At 73.2% G+C, this 19,462-nt stretch carries 10 protein-coding genes; 3 read left to right on the top strand and 7 right to left on the bottom strand.

Annotation, left to right across the window (positions count from 1 at the left end):
• Nucleotides 1–6 precede the first annotated feature (6 nt).
• Nucleotides 7–6,261, bottom strand: coding sequence for an RHS repeat-associated core domain-containing protein (locus tag DEJ43_RS25600; protein ID WP_233448081.1), 6,255 nt, complete (start codon nt 6,259–6,261; stop codon nt 7–9).
• A 304-nt stretch (nt 6,262–6,565) separates the two neighbouring features.
• Between DEJ43_RS25600 and DEJ43_RS25595 the strand changes: the two genes are divergently transcribed.
• Together DEJ43_RS25595 and DEJ43_RS25590 are read left to right on the top strand one after the other, a co-directional pair.
• Nucleotides 6,566–7,222, top strand: a complete 657-nt coding sequence (locus DEJ43_RS25595) for a response regulator (RefSeq protein ID WP_015036290.1) — start codon at nt 6,566–6,568, stop codon at nt 7,220–7,222.
• Entirely contained in the window at nt 7,215–8,786 is a 1,572-nt protein-coding gene (locus DEJ43_RS25590) for a sensor histidine kinase (protein ID WP_015036289.1), read from the top strand. The genes DEJ43_RS25595 and DEJ43_RS25590 overlap by 8 nt, the downstream gene beginning before the upstream one ends.
• Nucleotides 8,787–8,816: 30 nt before the next feature.
• Here DEJ43_RS25590 and glgP read toward each other — a convergent pair whose 3' ends face one another.
• The 6 genes from glgP to DEJ43_RS25560 form a co-directional block, all read right to left on the bottom strand.
• Nucleotides 8,817–11,390 (bottom strand): alpha-glucan family phosphorylase, encoded by a 2,574-nt coding sequence (glgP, locus tag DEJ43_RS25585; protein WP_041662881.1) that lies wholly within the window; start codon nt 11,388–11,390, stop codon nt 8,817–8,819.
• Between the two features lie 125 nt (nt 11,391–11,515).
• Nucleotides 11,516–12,856: an FAD-dependent monooxygenase gene (locus DEJ43_RS25580; RefSeq protein WP_015036287.1), complete on the bottom strand. Its 1,341-nt coding sequence runs from the start codon at nt 12,854–12,856 to the stop codon at nt 11,516–11,518.
• A 105-nt stretch (nt 12,857–12,961) separates the two neighbouring features.
• A complete protein-coding gene (locus DEJ43_RS25575) occupies nt 12,962–13,984 on the bottom strand; it encodes a monodechloroaminopyrrolnitrin synthase PrnB family protein (protein ID WP_244322131.1) in 1,023 nt (340 codons plus the stop codon).
• An 89-nt stretch (nt 13,985–14,073) separates the two neighbouring features.
• Entirely contained in the window at nt 14,074–15,501 is a 1,428-nt protein-coding gene (locus DEJ43_RS25570) for an MFS transporter (protein WP_150253469.1), read from the bottom strand.
• Nucleotides 15,498–16,928, bottom strand: coding sequence for a 4-hydroxyphenylacetate 3-hydroxylase family protein (locus tag DEJ43_RS25565; protein WP_015036284.1), 1,431 nt, complete (start codon nt 16,926–16,928; stop codon nt 15,498–15,500). Before DEJ43_RS25565 ends, DEJ43_RS25570 begins: the two co-directional genes overlap by 4 nt.
• A gap of 148 nt (nt 16,929–17,076) precedes the next feature.
• On the bottom strand, nt 17,077–18,078 hold the full coding sequence (locus DEJ43_RS25560; RefSeq protein ID WP_015036283.1) for an AraC family transcriptional regulator: 1,002 nt from the start codon (nt 18,076–18,078) through the stop codon (nt 17,077–17,079).
• Between the two features lie 118 nt (nt 18,079–18,196).
• On the opposite strand from DEJ43_RS25560, the gene DEJ43_RS25555 reads away from it, so the two are divergent.
• The gene (locus DEJ43_RS25555; protein WP_015036282.1) at nt 18,197–19,123 is read left to right on the top strand and encodes an SDR family oxidoreductase; all 927 of its coding nucleotides are present in this window, start codon (nt 18,197–18,199) and stop codon (nt 19,121–19,123) included.
• The last annotated feature ends 339 nt before the right edge of the window (nt 19,124–19,462 follow it).

The following is a 19,462-nucleotide window of genomic DNA, read 5'->3' as shown; positions in this document are numbered from 1 at the left end:
TCGATGCTACGGGAGGTGCTCGGTGAAGCCCCATCCGTCGCCGACGAACCGGATGCTGTTCAGTCGCAAGGGGGTCTTCGAGGTGAAGGCCGTCTTCTTGGCACTCGCGATGGCCGCACGGGCGAGCTTCTCGTTCCCTTCCGGCAGACGGATGATCACGGCGTCGGCTCCTTGTTCGTCCGCGCTGCGGATCTCCCGGGCGATCCGCTTCGGCTGGTCGCTGTCCTGTTCCTTGAACTCGGTGCGGACCCCGTCCACCCAGGCGTCGAAGCTCTTCTTGTCGCCGAGGGACCCGGGAGCACCGGTGTCCGAGCTGCGCGCGACGACCGAGCGTCCTTCCATCGCCAGCATGAACGCGATCTCGAACTCCTCGTCTTCGAATCCGAACTCGTCGGGCTTGTTCCCCGACAGGGCGGACTCGTCGATGCGCTCGAGCGCCTCCTCGACCATGCCCTCCAGGCCCTTGTACTCGATGCCGAAGAGCTTGACGCCGTAGAGGTTCGCGTACCGGTTGAAGTTGCAACCCGCCCGCTCGGGGCCCGGCGTCATCCGGCAGGCCAGCTTGTTGGCGTCGTCGATCCCCTCGATGTACTTGCCGATCTCGAACTTGTGCTCGTCCATGATCTGCTCGAGCCGGGCCTTGCGCTGCTTCTTGGCCCGCTGCGTGTTGGTCGTCCTGACGCGCTCCTTGGAGTCCGCGTCCTGGTGGGTGGTCGTCTTCGGGGCCGGTGAGTTGCCGTGACCCTTGGGCTTGTCGCTGACCTCCCAGCCGCCGCTCGTGAGCTTGCAGTCGACGAAGAGGCAGTCGTCCGGCTTGAGACCGCTCGGGTCCGACAGGGAGACCGGGTTGTTGTTGGAGTACGTGTACCCGTGCGTCTGCTGCGGGTCCGCCACGTCCATGACCGGGTCGACCGAGACGAAGCGGCCGATGGCCGGGTCGTACTCGCGGGCTCCGAGGTGCGTCAGACCGGTGTCCGCGTCCTTGGTGCCGCCGACGAAGCCCTTGTCGCCGCGCCAGGTCGCCGGCTGGGCGCCGCGGGTCTCGCCGAAGAGGCCGGTCTTGCGCCGGACCACCGTCTGGACCGCGTCGGCCGTCACCTGGGTGGAGCCGGTGCCGTGGTGGTCGTTGAAGAGGAACGTCAGCTTGCCGCCGGTGCGCAGGGCGACGGCCTGGCCGCCCACGCTGTAGTAGCGGGTTCCGGTGACGGTGCCGGTCGTCTTGTCGAGCTTGAGCTCGTTGCCGCCGGGCAGGTAGAGCGTGGTGCCGGTCGAGTCCGTGCGGAGCAGCCGGTTGCCCTCGGTGTCGTAGACGTAGCTGCTGGTCTTGGTGCCCTGGACGACCGACGCGAGCCGGCCCTCGTCGTTCCAGACCAGGGTCTGCTGCGCGGCCGCGCCGACCTTGCGGGTCTCGGTGTTGCCCGAGGCGTCGTAGGTGAACAGCTCCTCGTGGGGGTCGGTGCCGGTCTGGGTGACCTTGGGCAGGTTGTGCTTGCCGGCGGCCGGGGCGGCGTAGGTGCGGAGGGTGTCCGCGGTGGGGCCGGAGGCCGTCTTGTGGTCGGTCTCGGTCTTGCGGTTGCCGACGGCGTCGTAGGTGTACGACGTCCAGTAGGCGTCCTGACCGCCCACCACCGTGGCCGAGGGGGCCGCGGCGCAGGCCTCACCGGTGTTGGTCCAGGCCTCGGTGATCCGGCTCAGGGCGTCCGTGCGGAAGCACTGGGTGTCGGTGGTGCGTCCCGCGTCCTGGCCGAAGGCCGAGGCGATGGAGGTGATGTTGCCGGCCGGGTCGTAGGCGTACCTGACGTCCTCGACGCGCTGCGGCGCCACCTCGCGGTCCAGGTAGGAGCGGGTGACCTGGCCGGTGTGCTCGTCGTACTGCTTGGACACCCACAGGTGCTGGCCGAAGGCCCCGTACTCCTGCTTGACGTTCCGGCCGTAGTGGTCGTAGGTGTTCGCGGAGATGATCTGGTCGCTGCCGGCACCGACGGTGTTCAGCAGTCCGGCGCCCGCCGTGTAGGAGTTGGCCACCTTCTCCGCGGGCAGCCCGCCGGCGGCGGGCTGCATCACGTACATCACCTGACCGGTGTTGGCGTTGTACGAGTTGGTCCACTTGTACGTGCCCGCGAGCGCCGTCTGGCCCGTGACGGACGGGACGGTCACCTGCTGGAGGACCGGCTGGTAGAGGGGGTTGTAGGCGGTGGTGGCGGACTCGTACGCCTGGCCGTTCACCCAGCGGATCGACTTGGCGGGCTGGCCCTTGCCGTTGGTGGCCGTGTCGTAGGTCCACTCGGCGAGCTTGGTCGTGCCCTTCGTGACGGCGGTCTTGCGGCCGAGCGCGTCGAAGTCGGTGTGCAGGGTGGTCCCGCGGCCGACGTCGGTCACGTCGGTGACGCGGTTCGCGGCGTCGTAGGCGAACGTGGAGGTGCCCTTGTCGGGGTCCTTGACCTCGGTCTCGCGGCCGCGGACGTCGTACTTGAACGTCCATGTCGCGCCGGCGGCGTCGGTGACCCCGCTCAGCCGGCCCTGCTTGTCGTAGGTGTACCGGGTGGTCTGCGACGCGGTGCGGTCCGCCGTGGTGTAGGAGACGAGGGCGGTGGGGCGTCCGATGCCGTCGACGACCTTGGTGGTGGCGGTGCCGCCCTGCGGCGGGATCACCGTGGTGCTGTCGCCGTTGTGGAGGGTGGTGGTGCGCTTGGTCTCGTCACCGAAGCGCTTCGAGATCACGGCGGTGACCCGGCCGGCGCCGTCGTACTCGGTGTCCGTGGACGACGGGTAGTTCAGGTCCTGGCCGGTGACGAGGGCGGGCTCGGCCGCGCCGGTCGCGAAGAACCGGCCGGAGTCGCGCCAGACCTGGCCGCGGGTGTCGTAGAACTTCTCGGTCACGAGCCGGCCGGCGCCGTCCGGCGACGGCTCCTGGGTCTGCCGTTCGCGCAGCAGGCCGTCCTGGAAGGCGTACGCCTCGCGGTAGGTCGAGTCGTGCGCGAGGACCTTCGTCGTGGTGACGATCGGCCCGTCCTTGCGGACCAGGTAGTCGAAGGCGTAGCTCGGCGAGTCGGGGTAGGTGACCGCCGAGCGGGTCGGCTGCCACACCTTGGTGACGCGGCCCAGCGGGTCGTACGCGGTGGTCGTCACCTTGTTGTTGGCGTCGGTGACCTGGGTCGGCTGGCTGCGCAGCGGGTCGTAGACGGTGGTGGTGGTGTGACCGAGCGGGTTCGTCGCGACCATGCTGGTGGGCGTCTCGCCGGCGGCCGGCGTGAAGGCCGTGGTGGTCACCTTGCCGAACGGGTCCGCGACGGACAGGGACCGGCCGTAGACGTCGGCGCAGGACTGGTCCTTGTTCGTCCCGCAGTCCTTCGGGATGGAGGACTGGACCTCGTAGCCGTCACCCTTGCCGTTGATCTTCTCGGTGCGGGTGAGCAGACCGGAGCCCGGGACCGTGCCGAAGGCGCCGTGGTCGTAGTAGTTGCGGACGTCGTCGATGATGTCGCCCGGGCGGCTGACCGTGCCGCCGCAGAGGACGGAGACGCTCTCGACGCGGCTGACCGCGTCCAGGATGTGCTTCGCGGTGTTGCGGGCGTAGCTCGTCGTCGTGCACTGCTCGTCGCCGGTGACGTCGACGTCACCGGTGTACGACTCGGTGCTGACCATGCCGTACGCGTCGAAGTCGCTGGTCCGCTCGGTGGTGCGGGTGCCGCCGGTGACGGTCGTGCGGGTGGTCTCCTTCTCGACCCCGGTCTTGTACGACACCAGCGCCGGCAGACCGGGCCGGAGGCGGGTGGCGACCGCGGCGGAGCGCCACGGGGTGTACGAGGTGGACGAGACGAGCTTCGACGTGTCGTCGCCGTTGTAGGTCAGGCTCTGCCGGACCATGCCCGCGAACTCGGGGCGGTCGGTGACGGAGTCGTTGAAGGAGTCCTTGACCACCTGGCCGTCGCGGCCGCGGAAGTAGCGGGTCTCGGTCAGGGTGCGCGGGTCGTCGGCGGCGCCGGTACGGGTCTGGACCCGCTCGTAACCGCGGGGAACGGAGTGCACCCGGTCCTCGGCCTTGGTGAACTCGTCCTCGCTCTTGGCGTAGGCGGCTCCGCCGAGGTAGCTGTACGAGGTCACCTGGTCCGGGGACTCGACCAGGTTGTCGCCCTCGACGACCTGGGTGACGACGTACGAGTTGAACCAGTCGAGCTGGGCGGTGTCGCCCTCCCAGGCCCATTTGACGGGGTAGCAGCGGGTGGTGTTGGTCGCGTCCGGCTGCGGGAGACTCGTCGGGGCGCAGTCCTGCGGGGAGTAGTAGACCCCGATGGTGCCGCCGGTCTCGGTGTTGATCTGCGACATGCGCAGCCGGATGTAGGGCGCGAGGCCGTCGCCCGTCCGGTCGACGCGGTTGGCCTTCTGCTCACCGGTGAAGGTCACGGCCGGCAGGCCGAGGGTGCCGCCGGCCTTGCCGGTGTGCTGGATGGACTTCAGCCACATCGGCGTGGAGATGCCGTCGCCGGAGGGCGGGAAGTTCTGGTCGAGGGTCCAGGTGTCGACGTCCTTGTACACCCCGCCGGTCAGCAGCTTGGTGGTGATGGAGGTCAGGCGCTTGCGGGACCAGAAGCTCGGGGAGTACTGGTCCTTGCACTCGGTCGCCCCGTCCTTGCAGTACAGGTCGTAGGGGACGTCGGGCCAGTTCTTGGCGTTCGTCTCGTCGAAGGTGCCGCAGCCGGTGGTGCAGCGCTCGTCGACGCCGAACTGCACGCGGCCCATGGGCTTGCCGGTGTAGACGGCGTCGTCGCGCAGGCCGTAGTCGATCCGGTCCAGCCAGCCGCCGCGGATGTAGGGGGTGACGGTGGCCTTGCCGGTGGTCTCGGAGACGTTGCGGCCGTAGTTGTTGCCCTCGGTCTTCCAGTAGTACGCCATCGCGTTGCCGCGCGGGTCGACCACGTAGTCGAGCTGCCAGCGCCAGGCCTGCTTGCAGGAGGCGTCGGCGAAGGCGGCGGCGTGGCAGGGCTCGCCCGCCTGGTTGCCGAAGACCGGGACCGTCCAGGTGGAGTTGGTCACCGGGCTGTCGTCGTCGGGCGTGATGGTGCCGCCGTCGGTCCAGCCGGGCAGCCGGTTCCGGCCGAAGAAGTACTGGGTGCCGTCGGTGCCGGTGACCTTCCAGTGCTCGCCCTTGCCGTCGACGCCGTCGGTGCCCTCGTCGCCGTTGGCGGCGCCGGTCAGCTTCTCGACCGCTTCACCGGCGTCGCCCTGCGCGTGCCAGCCCTTGTCCTTCTCGTAGACGAGTTCGGTGGTGCGGCCGCCCAGCGACATCGTCGCGTTGTCGTTGAACCAGCACAGGTCGCCCACCTTGGTGGTGTTCGTCCCGCCGGTCTTGTCGTCCTCACACGAGGTGTACTTGCGCTCGATGAAGCCCGGCTCCCAGTTCCAGCCGTCGCCGATCCAGGACGCCTGGGAGTTGGTGGCTCCCGTCCGGCCGTCGACCGACTGGGAGTTGTAGTCCAGGCTGATGCTGGGAGCGGTGCCGCCCGGGACGCCCGGGACCTCGATCGGGTAGGTCCAGGTGAAGGCGCCGGTCGATCCGCCCGCGCTCCAGGAACCGGAGGGCTGCAGGGACGTCGCCTTGAACGTGCCGGTCGGGCCCTCGTCGCCGGCCGTCGCCGCCAGGACCATGGGGGCCGCGCCGAGGGAGACGACGGCGGACAGGCTGCCGGTCCGCGGGTCGTTCTCCGTCTTCAGCGGCTTCCGCGTCGCGCAGCCCGGCTTCTCGGGCGTGGTCAGGGCGCAGGCCGGCAGTTCCACCAGGCGGAGCCGTGCGGCCCAGTCGCCGCCGTAGGCGCCGCGGAAGGCGTTGTAGTCGACCTCGATCCGTGCCGGGTCGGCGGCGGCCGCGGTGTGACCGGTGCGGGCGACGGAGAGCACGATGCCGTCGACGCCCGCCCTGCGGGCGGCCGTGCGGTCGCCGAGGGTCACCCGGACGTCTCCGCTCGCGGAACGGGCGGTGGTCGTGTCCGCGCCCGCGGCCCTGGCGGTCGCCCGGGGGACGACGGCCTCCAGACGGACGGGAAGGTCGCCCGCCCGGCCTCCGCGGGCCATCGAGACCGAACCGGTTCCCGCCGCGGGCCAGGCGGCCTTGGGCGTGTACCGGCGGGCGGCGGCGTCGGGCCGCTTCTCGCCGCCCGACCGCATCTCCGTCACGGGGACGGCCTTCGGCTGCCGTACCTCCGGCAGCGACGGTCCCCCCTCCGCCGCGACGGCCACCGTCGGCAGTACGCCGCCGAGGAGCACTGCGGCCAACGCGGCCGACAGTCCTCTCCACTTTCTGTACTTCAACACCCACCCCTTGATTAATGGCTGTGCAAAATCCGGGTCAGGCTAGCAGCACGAAAAACCGAGTTGATCTTTGCCTACAGACCAGGATGAATCGCCCAGCTGGCACAAAACCCCCAGTTCAGCGGGCACTTCGCGGCCATGGAAAAAGCTGCCGAGAGAAACTTGGAAAAGAAACTGAATTCCCCGTGCACGAGAAATCGACCGAGCCGGGAAAAGGGATTTCACCCACGCTTCGGAGCCTGCGCCTAGGCTGGTCGGCATGATCAAGGTGCTGCTGGCCGACGACGAGACGATGATCAGGGCCGGGGTACGGGCCATCCTCGCCACCGACCCCGGGATCGAGGTGGTCGCCGAGGCCGGTGACGGCCACGAGGCCGTCGCACTCGCCCGCGAACACCGGCCCGACGTCGTCCTCCTGGACATCCGGATGCCCCGCCTCGACGGACTCGGCGCCGCCGAGGAGCTGCGCGCGGCCGTGCCGGACACCGCCGTCGTCATGCTCACCACCTTCTCCGAGGACGCGTTCGTCGCCCGCGCGCTCGGCAGCGGCGTCAGCGGCTTCCTGCTCAAGTCCGGGGACCCGCGCGAACTCATCGCCGGGGTCCGGGCCGTCGCCGGGGGCGGCGCCGCCCTCTCCCCCACCGTCGCCCGACGGGTCATCGACACCCTCGGCGGCGAGCGGTTCACCCGCGCCGCCCGGGCGCGCACCCGCCTCGAACCGCTCACCGGACGCGAGCGGGAGGTCGTCGCCCTGCTCGCCGCCGGGCTCTCCAACCAGGAGATCGCGGACCGCATGTACGTCGTCGAGGGCACCGTCAAAGCACATGTGAGCGCCGTCCTCGCCCGGCTCGGCCTGCGCAACCGGGTCCAGCTCGCGGTCCTCGCGTACGAGGCCGGACTGGTCCCCGATGCGTGACGCCCCGCGCGAGCCGCTCCGCGAGCGTCTCTTCGACCTCCTGCTGTGGATGCTGCTCGGCGTCCCCGTACTGCTGAAGTCGGACCCCAACGACGGGGGCAGCTGGCCGCGGGTCGCCGCCGGCCTGCTGGTCCTCGCCGGCTGCGTCGCCGTCAGCCGCCGATGGCCGCTGGTGTCGCTCGCGGTCACGGTCGCGGCGAGCCTGCCGGCCACCCTGGAGCTGTTCACCCCCTCGTACAGCCTGGCGCTCGTCGCCTTCGGCTACCTCGCGGGGCGGCGCCAGGAGCACACCCGGGCGGCGCTCTGGCTGTTCGGCGCAATCGCGGTGGCCGGGCTCGTCCTGACCTCCGTCACCGGCACCTCGCTCGGGCAGTGGTTCACGCTGCTGCTCGTCCTCGCGCTCGCCGTCGTCGCGCCCTGGCTGATCGGCCGGTACGTCCGCCAGTACGACCGGCTCGTGCGGAGCGGCTGGGAGCTCGCGGACCGGATGGAACGCGAACAGGCGGCGGTCGCCGACCGGGAGCGGCTGCGGGAACGCTCCCGGATCGCCGGCGACATGCACGACTCCCTCGGCCACGACCTGGCCCTGATCGCGATCCGCGCGGGCGCCCTGGAGGTCTCCCCCGAGCTCGGCCCCGAGCAGCAGCGGGCGGCGGGCGAACTGCGCCGCGCGGCGGCGGAGGCGACGGGCCGGCTGCGGGACATCATCGGCGTCCTGCGCGAGGACGACGCCGCCGCGCCGACCAGCCCGCCCGGCGAGACGGTCGAGGAACTGGTCGCCCGGGCCCGGTCGTCGGGTCTCGCCGTCACCCTCGCCACGACGCCCGTGCCCACCCTGCCGGGAATGTCGGGGCTCGCCCTGCACCGGGTCGTGCAGGAGGGCCTCACCAACGCGGCCAAGCACGCGCCGGGCGCGGCCGTCACGGTCACCGTCGCCCCGGAGGCGGCGGACGTACGGGTCGAGGTGGTCAGCGGCCCCGGGACGGACGGGCCCCGCGGCGGGTCCGCAGCGGGGCCCGGTGGAGCGGGCCCGGCCGGGTCCGGATCCGGCGGACGGGGGCTCGTCGGGCTCGACGAGCGGGTCCGCCTCGCGGGCGGCACCCTCACCCACCGGACCACCGGGGACGGCGGCTTCGCCCTGACGGCCGTCCTGCCCCGCAAGGCCCCCGCCCCGCTGCCCGCCGCACCCACGTCCGCCCGAGAACTCGACCGGGCCCGCCGCGAGGTGCGCAAGGGGCTCGCCCGGGCGATCTGGGTCCCGCTCGCCCTGCTCGCCGCCCTCGGCACGCTGATGGCCGGGGTCGCCCTGTGGACGCAGGCGCAGTCGTACCTGGAGCCGGCGGCCTACGCGAAGATCAGGATCGGCCAGACGCTCGCGGAGCTGGACGAGACCACCGACGACTGGCCCGAGCACCCGCTCGACTCCGCGCCGCAGGCGGCCCCGCCCGAGCCGGCCGGCATGGACGAGTGCCGGTACTACCGGTCGACGATGCTCGCCGCGATCCCCGTGTACCGGCTCTGCTTCGTCGGCGGGCACCTCGCCGACAAGGCCGAGGTGCCCTGAGCCGCCCGGGGCCGATCCGAAGGGCGGCCCCTAGCGGAGCAGCACCCCCGCCCCCTCTCCGGTCGTCTCCTCCGGCAGGGCCACCAGGCCGAGTTCCGCCGGGTGGGCGAGCAGCGGGTGGGAGGGGCGGACGCGGACCGTGCAGCCGAAGGTGCCGGTCCGGTCGAGTTCGAAGGTGCCCGCGTAGGGCTGGCGGCCCTCCAGGTCCGGGCCGCCCGCCGGCTTGAGCGGGACGGCACGGGTGTCGGCGAGGGTGTCGTCGGCGTCGACCCGGCCGGTGACGGCCTGCACCTCGACGTCGTCGGGGGCGAGGGCGCCGAGCGCGACCCGGACCCGGACGACCGGGGTCGCGCCGAGCTCCGCGTCGGCGAGCTCGTCCGCGAGGTCGTCGCCGACCTCGACGTGGTCGACGGTCACCTTGGGCCAGGCCTCCCGGACCCGGGCCTTCCAGGTGGCGAGCTCCCGAGCCCGGTCGGGGGTGAGGGCCCGGCGGGCGGTGGCGGCGGGCACGTACAGCCGCTCGACGTACTCGCGGACCATCCGGTCGGCGAGGACCTTCGGGCCGAGGTCGCCGAGGGTGCGCCGGACCATGGCCGTCCAGCCGGCCGGGACGCCGTCGGGGCCCCGCTCGTAGAAGCGGGGGGCCACCTGGCGTTCGATCAGCTCGTAGAGGGCGGCGGCCTCCAGGTCGTCGCGGCGGTCCTCGTCGTCGGCGGCGGCGCCGTCGGCGGTGGGGATGGCCCAGCCGAAGTCGGGCTCGAACCACTCGTCCCACCAGCCGTCGAGGACGGAGAGGTTGAGGCAGCCGTTGAGGGCGGCCTTCATCCCGCTGGTGCCGCAGGCCTCGAGGGGCCGCAGGGGGTTGTTGAGCCAGACGTCGCAGCCCGGGTAGAGGCCACGGGCCATCGCCATGCCGTAGTCGGGCAGGAAGACGATCCGGTGCCGGACCCGGGGGTCGTCGGCGAAGCGGACGAGTTCCTGCACGAGCCGCTTGCCGCCGTCGTCGGCGGGGTGGGCCTTGCCCGCGACGACGAGCTGCACCGGCCGCTCGGGGTGGAGCAGCAGCGCCCGCAGCCGGTCCTTGTCGCGGAGCATCAGGGTGAGCCGCTTGTACGAGGGGACGCGGCGGGCGAAGCCGATGGTGAGGACGTCGGGGTCGAGGACGGAGTCGGTCCAGCCGAGTTCGGCGGCGGCCGCCCCGCGCTGCCGCCAGGAGGCCCGCAGCCGCTGCCGGACGTCGGTCACGAGCCGTTCGCGCAGGGTGCGGCGCAGCTCCCAGAGCTCCCGGTCGGTCGGCTCGGGGCCGAGCTCGCCGACCTCGGGGGCGACCCAGGTGGGGGCGTGGACGCCGTTGGTGATGGAGGTGATCGGCACCTCGTCGGCGTCGAAACCCGGCCAGAGTCCGGCGAACATGGCGCGGCTGACGGCCCCGTGGAGGGTGGAGACGCCGTTGGCGCGCTGGGCGAGCCGCAGTCCCATGGCGGCCATGTTGAACACGCCGGGCTCGCCGCCCAGCGGGGTCTCGTCGCCGAGGGCGAGGACCCGTCCGGTGTCGACGCCGGGGAGCGCGCCGTCCTCGCCGAGGTGGCGGGCGACCAGGCTCCGGTCGAAGCGGTCGATGCCGGCCGGGACGGGGGTGTGGGTGGTGAAGACGGTGCCGGCCCGTACGGTCTCCAGGGCGCTGTCGAAGTCGAGCCCCTCGCCCTGGAGTTCGCGGATGCGTTCGAGTCCGAGGAATCCGGCGTGGCCCTCGTTGGTGTGGAAGACCTCGGGTTCGGGGGTGCCGGTGAGCCGGGTGTACGTGCGGACGGCGCGGACGCCGCCGATGCCCAGCAGCATCTCCTGCAGGAGCCGGTGCTCACTGCCGCCGCCGTACAGCCGGTCGGTGACGCTCCGTTCGCCGGGGGCGTTCTCCTCCACGTCCGAGTCGAGCATGAGGAGGGGGACGCGGCCGACCCGCGCGATCCACAGATGGGCGTGGAGGCTGCGGCCGCCGGGCAGGGCGAGGGTGATCCGGGCGGGGGCGCCGTCGGCCTCGCGGAGCAGGGTGACGGGCAGCTCGCCGGGGTCGAGGACGGGGTACTGCTCCTGCTGCCAGCCGTCCCGGCCGAGGGACTGGCGGAAGTAGCCGTGCCGGTAGAGCAGTCCGACGCCGATGAGGGGGACGCCGAGGTCGCTCGCGGCCTTGAGGTGGTCGCCGGCCAGGATGCCGAGGCCGCCGGAGTACTGGGGCAGGGCGGCCGTGACGCCGAACTCGGGCGAGAAGTAGGCGAGGGCGGCGGGCCGGCCGGCCGCGCTCCCTTCGGTCCGCTGGTACCAGCGGGGGGCGTGCAGATAGGTGTCGAGGTCCTCGGCGGCGGCCCTGAGCCGGGCCAGGAAGTCCTGGTCCGCGGCGAGCGCGGCGAGCCGGGGGGCTTCGAGGGCGCCGAGGATGCGGACGGGGTCGGTGCCGGACGGCGCCGCCGGGCCGGGGGGTTCGAGGGAGTCGAAGAGGGCGCGGGTGGGTTCGTGCCAGGACCAGCGCAGGTTGTGCGCGAGGTCGGCGAGGGGTCGAAGGGTGTCGGGGAGGACGGGACGCACGGTGAATCGACGGATTGCCTTCACGTGTTCCACCTTCGCAGGCGAGTACGGAGCGGAGTGGACGCACCACGCTGTGCGTCCGTCGTTCCGGCCCGACGTTAGGGCATGGCCGCCCCGGCGGGCGACGGCGCACGGGGGCGCGGCGCGTCTCAGCCGATGGCCGGGAGGGGGATCTCGTACGGGGAACCCCGGTTCACGGTCGCCGGGTCGAAGGCGCCGGTGGCGGCGTACCGGCAGGCGATGGCGGCGAGTTCCTCGGCGGGGATGACCTGGTGGATGTCGCTGAAGCCCTGCGGGGCGCGGGCGTGCGCGAGGTCGATGACGACCTCGGGGCCGAGCTCCCGGTTGGCCCGCTGGAGCGCGGTGGTGACGGGGCGCCGGTCGTGTTCGTAGGCGGCGAGGCCCTCGACGGGGTCGGAGTGGCGGGCGAGGGCGTGGGCGAGGGCGCGCGCGTCGACGATGGACTGGGTCGCCCCGTTGGAGCCGATCGGGTACATGGCGTGGGCGGCGTCGCCGACGAGGGTGGTGCGGCCGTGGGTCCAGCGGTCCAGCGGCTCGCGGTCGACCATGGGGTACTCGTGCGCGGAGTCGGCGGCCCGCAGGATGCCGGGGACGCTGACCCCGCCGAACTCCCAGCCCTCGTAGAACGGCAGGAAGGCGTCGACGGGGACGGGACGGTTCCAGTCGCCGCGGAACCGTTCCTCCGCGAGGGCGGCCGCGGCGCCCGACCCGCACACGTCCTCCGCGGGCCGGGCCAGCGCCCAGTTGACCAGCACCTCACGGCCGGGCCCGGTCGGCCGGCTCATCGGGTACACCACGGCCTTCTGCCGGTCGTCGCCCGCGATGAACATGAACGGGCCCACCGCCCCGGCCGGCATCCGGGACACCCCCCGCCACACCAGCATCCCGTTCCACGACGGCCCGCCCTCCGCCGGGTGCAGCGCCGCCCGGACCGTCGACCGGATGCCGTCCGCGCCGACCAGCACGTCCGGCTCCAGCGAGGCATGGCCCCGCACCGCGCCCACCCGGTGTTCGAGCCGCAGCCGCGGCCGCCCGTCCGGCGGCAGTTCGAGACCGCTCACCCTGACCCCGGTCACCAGGGCCGCGGGCCCGAGCCTGGCCCGTACCGCCCCGGCGAGGACCTGCTGGAGGTGCCCGCGGTGCACGGACAGCTGCGGCCAGCGGTAGCCCGCGCCAAGACCGCGCGGCTCCCGGGATATCAGCCCGCCCGAACGGTGGTAGTAGCGCAGCTCGCGGGTGCGCAGGGCGCCCGCCTCCAGCGCGTCGAGCAGGCCCAGCGCGTCCAGTTCGCGGACCGCGTTCGGCATCAGGTTGAGCCCGGCGCCGACCGGGCGGATCGCGGCCGCCGCCTCGACGACCGTCACCCGCTCGAACCCGGCGGCGTGCAGGGCGAGGGCGGTGCTGAGACCGGCGATGCCGCCACCGGCGATCACGACGTGCGGGCTCTGCCCGAGGGTGTGGGGGGACATGACGACTGCTCCTTCGGCGCCGCTACGCGGCCGACGGCCCGACGGGGGCCCCTGCGGGACGGCGCCGCACGGTCGCGCGGCGCACCATGGTCTCGTTCTCCCTGGTCAGGTCCAGGACGGAGCGCAGCAGCGCGACGGGGGCCCCGCCGCTGCCCTCCTCGTACAGGCGCACGTCCTCGTGGTAGGCCTTGCGGGCGATGCCGAGGTGGCGGCGCGGAAGGTCTTGAGGACGCGCAGCACCCGGGAGAGCGCCTCCGCCGACGCGGTGAGCGAGGCGGGCAGCCGGTCCGCGCCCTCCCAGCTGACCGCGGCGGACAGCTTGCTCACCGCCGACACCCCGCCCCGGTGCCGGGCGTGGAAGGCGCGCCAGGACGGCAGCGCGTACGGCACCGAATCGGCGAGGAAGGCGTCGTAGGCCGGGTCGGAGCGGTCGCACTGCCAGAGCGTCAGGTCGACCGGCCAGAGCGGGACCTGCGCGGCGGCCGGGCCGAGGTAGTCCCGGCCGGCGATCTCGACCTCCTCGAAGTAGGGGCGGAGGGTGAGCGCGAAGTACTCGGGCGGCACCCGCGCCACCGTGAGGTCGATCGACTCGACCATCGCCCGCAGGTGCCGGGCGACCCGGTCGAGGGCGGCGGCGAACCCGGGGTCGTACGGTTCGAGGCGGGCGATCCGGCCGCAGTCGTCGAGCGCGGCGACCAGGCCGGGGAGGACCATCCGCACCGCGTCCTGGAGCAGGAACTCCGTCGGGTGCCCGGTGTACGAGCGGCGGCGCGGGCCGACCGGGTTCCAGGTCGTGTAGTGGTGGACGGTGTCCCGGGGCACCATGTCGGTGCGCAGGCCGAGGAGTTCGAGCGCGGGCAGCACCTCGGGGACGGCCTCGGCCGGCTGCACGCCGTGCCGCTTCAGCGAGCCCAGCAGGATGCCGAGGTCCCGCATGGCGGCCAGCGCGTGGCCCACGCTCCACTGGGCGGCCCGGTCGAGGTCCGGCACCATGGCCCGCAGCGCGACGGTGAGCGCGGCCACGTCGCCGTCCGCGTTCATCGCGGGCACGGCGTTGAGCAGGGCGTCGGCGCCGAGCGGATCGGCGGCGCGTATGTCCTCGGTGCGGTGACGCGGATCGCCGAACACCTATTCAGCTCCTCTTTCTCGGGGCTCGGTGCGCCGGAGAAGAACGGCTCACCCGCCGGTGGTGGGGGGAATCGTTTCTGGTCGGACGGTCAGGGGCGGCCGGACACCTTGAGCCCGGGCGACGGCACCGGTCTCGGCGGGCGGAGGCGTACGGAGGCGAGCGCGGCTCCCGCGGCGAACGCGGCGCCCGTGAGCAGGGCCGCACGGTGGCCGGCCGTCTCCGCGGCCGCCCGGGCCGCGTCCACCGACCCGGTGCGGGCGGTGGCGACGGCCACCAGGACGGCGAGGCCGAGCACCGAGCCGAACTGCTGGCTGGTGTTGACGAGGCCGGAGGCGAGACCGGTCTCCTCGGCGGTGGCCTCCGCCGTGGCCGCCACGTTGGTGGTGACCATGACCAGCGGCAGCGCCGCACCGAGAAGGAGGCTCGGGGCGAGGACGGTGCCCGTGAACGAGCCGTCGGGGGTGAGCGCCAGGGCCAGCCACAGCGTCCCCGCGGCCAGCAGCACGAACCCCAGGGTCATCGTCCGGTGCAGTCCGAGCCGGAAGATGATCCGGCCGGTCTGCGGGGCGACCGCGACGACCACGAGCGAGAGCGGCAGCAGTCCGAGACCGCCGCCGAGCGGCGGGTACCCGAGGACGTTCTGCAGGTAGAGGCTGACCAGGAAGAACATCGGGAACAACGTGGTCTGGGCGAGCGCGGCCAGCGCGTTGGACAGCCGGAGCGCCGGGCGGGCCAGAACCGCGGCCGGGACGAGGGGCGCGACGGCGCGGCGCTCGACGGCGGCGAAGGCGAGCAGCAGCGCGAGCCCCGCTCCCCCGGCGCCGAGGGTACGGGCGGACAGCCACCCGGCCTCCGGTGCGCCGACCAGCGCGGCGGCCAGCAGACCGAGTCCCGCGGTGGCGGTGAGCGCCCCGGCGAGGTCGAAGCCGCCGGGCCGGGGGCGGCCGGCCCGGTGGTCGAGGAGCCGGCCGGCGAGGGCGGCGAGCACCGCGGCGAGCAGGACGTTCAGCCAGAAGGTGGAGCGCCAGCCGAGCAGGTCGGTGAGGACGCCGCCGAGGACGGTGCCGAGGACCCCGCCGAGCCCGCCCATCGCGGCGAACGCGCCGAGCGCCCGGTGCCGGGCGGGCCCGTCGGGGAAGAGCAGGAGCAGCAGGGCGAAGGCCGAGGCGGCGGCGAGGGCGGCGCCGGCGCCCTGGGCGGCGCGGGCGGCCACGAGGACGCCGGCGCCGGGGGCGAGGCCACCGGCGGCGGAGGCGCCGGCGAGCAGGCCGAGGCCGCCGAGGAAGACCCGCCGGTGGCCGAGGAGGTCGGCGGTCCTGCCGCCGAGCAGGAGCAGTCCGCCGAAGGTGATCAGATAGGCGTTGGCGACCCAGGAGAGCCCGGCGGAGCCGGACCCGAGGTCCGCTCCGACGGAGGGCAGCGCGACGTTGACGATCGCGGTGTCCATGATCAGCAGCAGCTGGGTGGAGGCGAGCAGGGCGAGGGCCCCGCGCCGTGGGCCCGGCGCGGTCGTCACCGGGTCGTCCCCAGGTCGTAGCCGTCGAGGCAGGCCTGGGCGAGGCTCTCGCAGTCGGCCGCGGCGCCGGCCCAGGTCTGCATGGTCAGGTGGACGTGCGGGGCGCCGTGGTAGAAGCGCTCGTACTGCTCGTGGCGGCCCGCGAACTCGGAACCGAGGGCGTCCCAGGCGAGTTTGAGCAGTTTGACGCGGTCCTCGGCGGGGTGGCTCGCGGTGCCGAAGTAGCGGCGGACGAGGGGTCCGAGCTCGGGGTGGCGGAGGTCGAGGCCGCCGGCGGGGAGCTGGACGAGGGCGCCGCCCGCGAGGAGCTTGATGTCCTGGACGGCGCGCGGGTAGAGCTCCGCGGCCATGATCCGCTGGGCGAAGGAGATCTCCCGGCCGGGGCGGACGCCGCCGCGTCCGCCGTCGACCTGCTCGTACGAGGCCTCGGCGGCGAGAACGAAGGCCTTGGCCTGGGCGACCATGCCGAGGAGCCGGCCGACGGTCTGGGTGACGGGCGGCAGTTCGGCGGTGCCGTTCGAGCGGGCGATGAGGATCGCGAGCCCGGTGAGGAACTCCAGCTTGGTCCAGAAGCGGGTCGCGGACTGGTGGACGAGGTTCGCGTAGGCGGGGGTCTCCCACCAGATCGCGGCGGTGGCGGCCGGGTCGCGGTAGGTGAGGACCCGTTCCCAGGGCACGAGGACGTCCTGGCAGACCAGCATCGCGTCGTTCTCGTCGTACCGGGAGGACAGCGGGTGGTCGAAGACGGACCGGGCGCGTTCCTCGTAGGAGGCGCGGGAGATCAGGGTGAGGCCGGGGGTGTCGAGCGGCAGGGAGAACGTCACGGCGTGCGCGGTGTCGTCGGCTGCGAGGGGTTCGATGGTGCCGACGAGGATCTCGTCGGCGAAGACGGCCCCGGTGCCGATGGTCTTGGCGCCGCTGACGACGATCCCGCCGTCGCGTTCCGCGACGACCCGCAGGGTGAGGTCGTCCCCGCCGTGCCCCCGGGCGGGGCTGTTGAGGGTGAACGCGGTGTGCAGGTCGCCCTCGGCGAGCCTGCGGTGGAAGGCGAGGGCGTGCGCGGCGCCGTCGAAGCCGTCTCCGGTGAGGACGGCGGGCGCGGCGGCGATCCCGGCGACGCCCGCGGCCATGTAGTCGGGGGTGCGGCCGAGGAAGCCGTAGCTCGCCCGGGCCGTGGTCCGGAAGGCACGGCGGCGGGCGACGAGGTCCTCGTACGAGCGGGGGACCTCGTGGACGCGGCGCACCCCGTCCCGGACGAGGACGGGGTGGTGCACGGGGTCGTCGGCGAGGTCGAAGAGCCCGGCGAAGGAGGCCGCGGTGGACCGGAAGGCGGGATGCGCGGTGACGTCCTCGACCCGTTCCCCGTCGATCCAGACCGCCCGTCCGTCGCGCAGCCCCTCCAGATACTCCTGCCCGGACCTCGTCACCGGTGTATCGCCTCTCCTCGGTCGTCACGGCTCTGCCGGTCCCGAGCCTGTCCGGCGCACCCCCTCGGGACAATGAACGTCCGTCCAGGGGCACTTAAGAACCGTCCAGGCGGCTCCGAAGATGTCAGGTCGGCTGGTACGGGGCCGCTCAGGCGGCCCGGGCGACGCCCGCCCGGTACTCCCCCGGGGTCACCCCGAACCACTTGCGGAAGGCGAGGTGGAAGCCGACGGCGCTCTGGTAGCCGACCCGGGCGGGCACGGCGGACTGCGGCAGCGAGGTCTCGGTGAGGAGCCGGCCGGCCTCCTGCATCCGGCGGGCGGCGAGGTACCGGGCGGGGGACTCGCCGACCAGGTCGCGGAAGGCGGCGGTGAACGCGGACCGGGACATGCCGACCTCCCGGGCGAGGGAGTCGATCGTCCACGGTTCGGGGAACCGGGTGGCCATCATGACGACGGCCCGGCTGATCCCCGGGTGCCGCAGCAGCGGCAGCGAGGCCGGGTTCCCGGCGAGTTCGCGGAGCAGCGGGCGCAGCGCGAGGACCAGGGCCATCTCGAAGGCGCGCAGGGTGATGAGCCGGTCGCCGGGGCCGACGGGCCGGTCGGGGGCGGCGAGCAGCCGCAGGGTGTCGCGGAGCAGCGGCTCGCGGTCGACCTGGTTGCCGTCGAGGACGAGTGCCCAGGGCAGCGAGGTGTAGAAGCCGGTGGCGGCGCTGGCGTCGTAGTGGAGCCCGGCGCACAGCAGCCGGCTCTCGGGGCCGCTGCCCTCGATGACGATCTCGCCGGAGGTGCCGGGCTCCCGCTCGGGCAGGACGGCCTTGAGCGGCACGCCCTGCCGGTCGGGCCGGTCGGAGAGGCGGTGCGCGGTGCCGGTGGGGAAGACGACGAGGTCGCCCGCGTGGAGCTCGACGGGGGTCTCGTCGTCGGTGGTGATCCAGCAGTCGCCCTCGACGACGTAGTGGAGGACGGCGCAGCTGCGTTCGGCGTCGCCCTCGATGGCCCAGGGGGCGCGGACGTGCCAGCGGCTGTCGAAGACTCCGGTGAGCCGGAGGGGTTTGAGCAGTTCGCTCAGCAGGTCGTCGTGCTCGTCGTGCGGGGGGTGCTCGTGGTGCGGGTCGTGCTGCTGGTGACGGTCGGTTCCCACGGTTGCCATGGACGATCCTTCAACTTCCGCCCCGGTTTGTTAATTGAACGGCCGACGCCGTCGCGGCGAGCCTGGAGGGACGCCGACACGACAGCGACGACAGCCTATCGAAGGGCCTCAGACACACATGTCCAGTGAGATTCCGATGCGGGTGGCGGTCGTGGGCGCGACCGGGTTCCAGGGGGGTGCGGTGGCCCGTCTGCTCGCCGAGCGGCACCACCGGGTGCGGGCGCTGACCCGGCGGCCTGCGGCGGACCGGCCGCCGCTGCCGGGGGCCTTCTTCCTCGGCGGCGACCTGGGGCGGCCGGCGGACGTCCGGCGCCTGTTCGAGGGGACGACGCACGCCTTCGTCACGATGCCGCTGGTGTACGGGGTCGACCGGGTGGAGGCGTACGCGCGGAACATCGCGGAGGCGGCCCTGGAGGCGGGGACGGTCCGCCTCGTCTTCAACTCCAACACCCGGATACCGCTGGGTCCGACGGACGTCCCCGCCTTCGAGACGCGGCGGCTCGCGGAGTGGGTGCTGCGGGACAGCGGGGTGCCGCTGGTGGTGATCAGGCCCCCGGTGTACCTGGACAACCTGTTCTCCCCGTGGAACGGGCCCTCGCTGGTCGACGACGGGGTGCTCGCCTATCCGCTGCCCGCGTCGACGCGGACGGCGTGGCTCTCGCACCGGGGGCTCGCGGAGGCGGCGCTCGCGGCGCTCACCCGGGAGGGCCTGGACGGGCGGACCTTCGACATCGGCGGCGGGCGGGCGCTGACCGGTGGCGAGCTGGCGGCGGCGTTCGCCCGGGGGCTCGGGCGGGCGGTGCGGTACGAGGAGCTGGATCCGGCCGCTTTCGAGCGGGGCCTCGCGGAGCTCCTCGGCCCGGAGACGGCGGCCGGGGTGGCCGGGATCTATCACTTCATGGCGAGCGGCGCCGATCCGCTCCTGATGGCCGACGACGACGGCGTGTCGACGGAGGTCCTGGCCCTCGACCCGCCTCCGGTGGAGGAGTGGGTCTCCCGTCAGCCCTGGCAGGTCTGGTCGACGGATCCGTCCCCGTCCCGCTGACGGCCGGCCGGGAACGGATCCCGCCGTCGCGGGCCGGGAGCAGGCCCCGCCCTACAAGGGCGGGGTCTTTTCTTTGTCCGGTGTCCGTGCTTGCCGCTTCGACTACGCCCTAGTAGTTAACAAAGCGCCGGGATTGCCCACCCGAGGACCGGGGGAAGGCTTCACCGGTAACCCCCCGAACCCGTCTCCCCGTGACCCCTGTTCATCCCTGTGGACCCGCCATCCGAGTGAACGCGGACAGGAGCGGCCATGCCCGCAACCCGCCGGCCGTCGACGGAGCTAGAAAGAGCGCACCACCACCCGCACCCCCGTAACCCGTCAGGTGATGCTGTGAATCCG

Source organism: Streptomyces venezuelae ATCC 10712 (assembly GCF_008639165.1).
GTDB classification, from domain to species: Bacteria; Actinomycetota; Actinomycetes; order Streptomycetales; family Streptomycetaceae; genus Streptomyces; species Streptomyces venezuelae.
Note: the sequence above shows the minus strand (reverse complement) of the source record. Positions and strands in the feature narration are given on the sequence as shown.

Bases quoted from the DNA above. Each gene is read 5' to 3' on its own strand.
- DEJ43_RS25560 (WP_015036283.1), bottom strand. From the start codon at position 18,078: ATGGCAACCGTGGGAACCGACCGTCACCAGCAGCACGACCCGCACCAC.
- DEJ43_RS25590 (WP_015036289.1), top strand. From the start codon at position 7,215: ATGCGTGACGCCCCGCGCGAGCCGCTCCGCGAGCGTCTCTTCGACCTC.
- DEJ43_RS25595 (WP_015036290.1), top strand. From the start codon at position 6,566: ATGATCAAGGTGCTGCTGGCCGACGACGAGACGATGATCAGGGCCGGG.
- DEJ43_RS25580 (WP_015036287.1), bottom strand. From the start codon at position 12,856: ATGTCCCCCCACACCCTCGGGCAGAGCCCGCACGTCGTGATCGCCGGT.
- DEJ43_RS25555 (WP_015036282.1), top strand. From the start codon at position 18,197: ATGTCCAGTGAGATTCCGATGCGGGTGGCGGTCGTGGGCGCGACCGGG.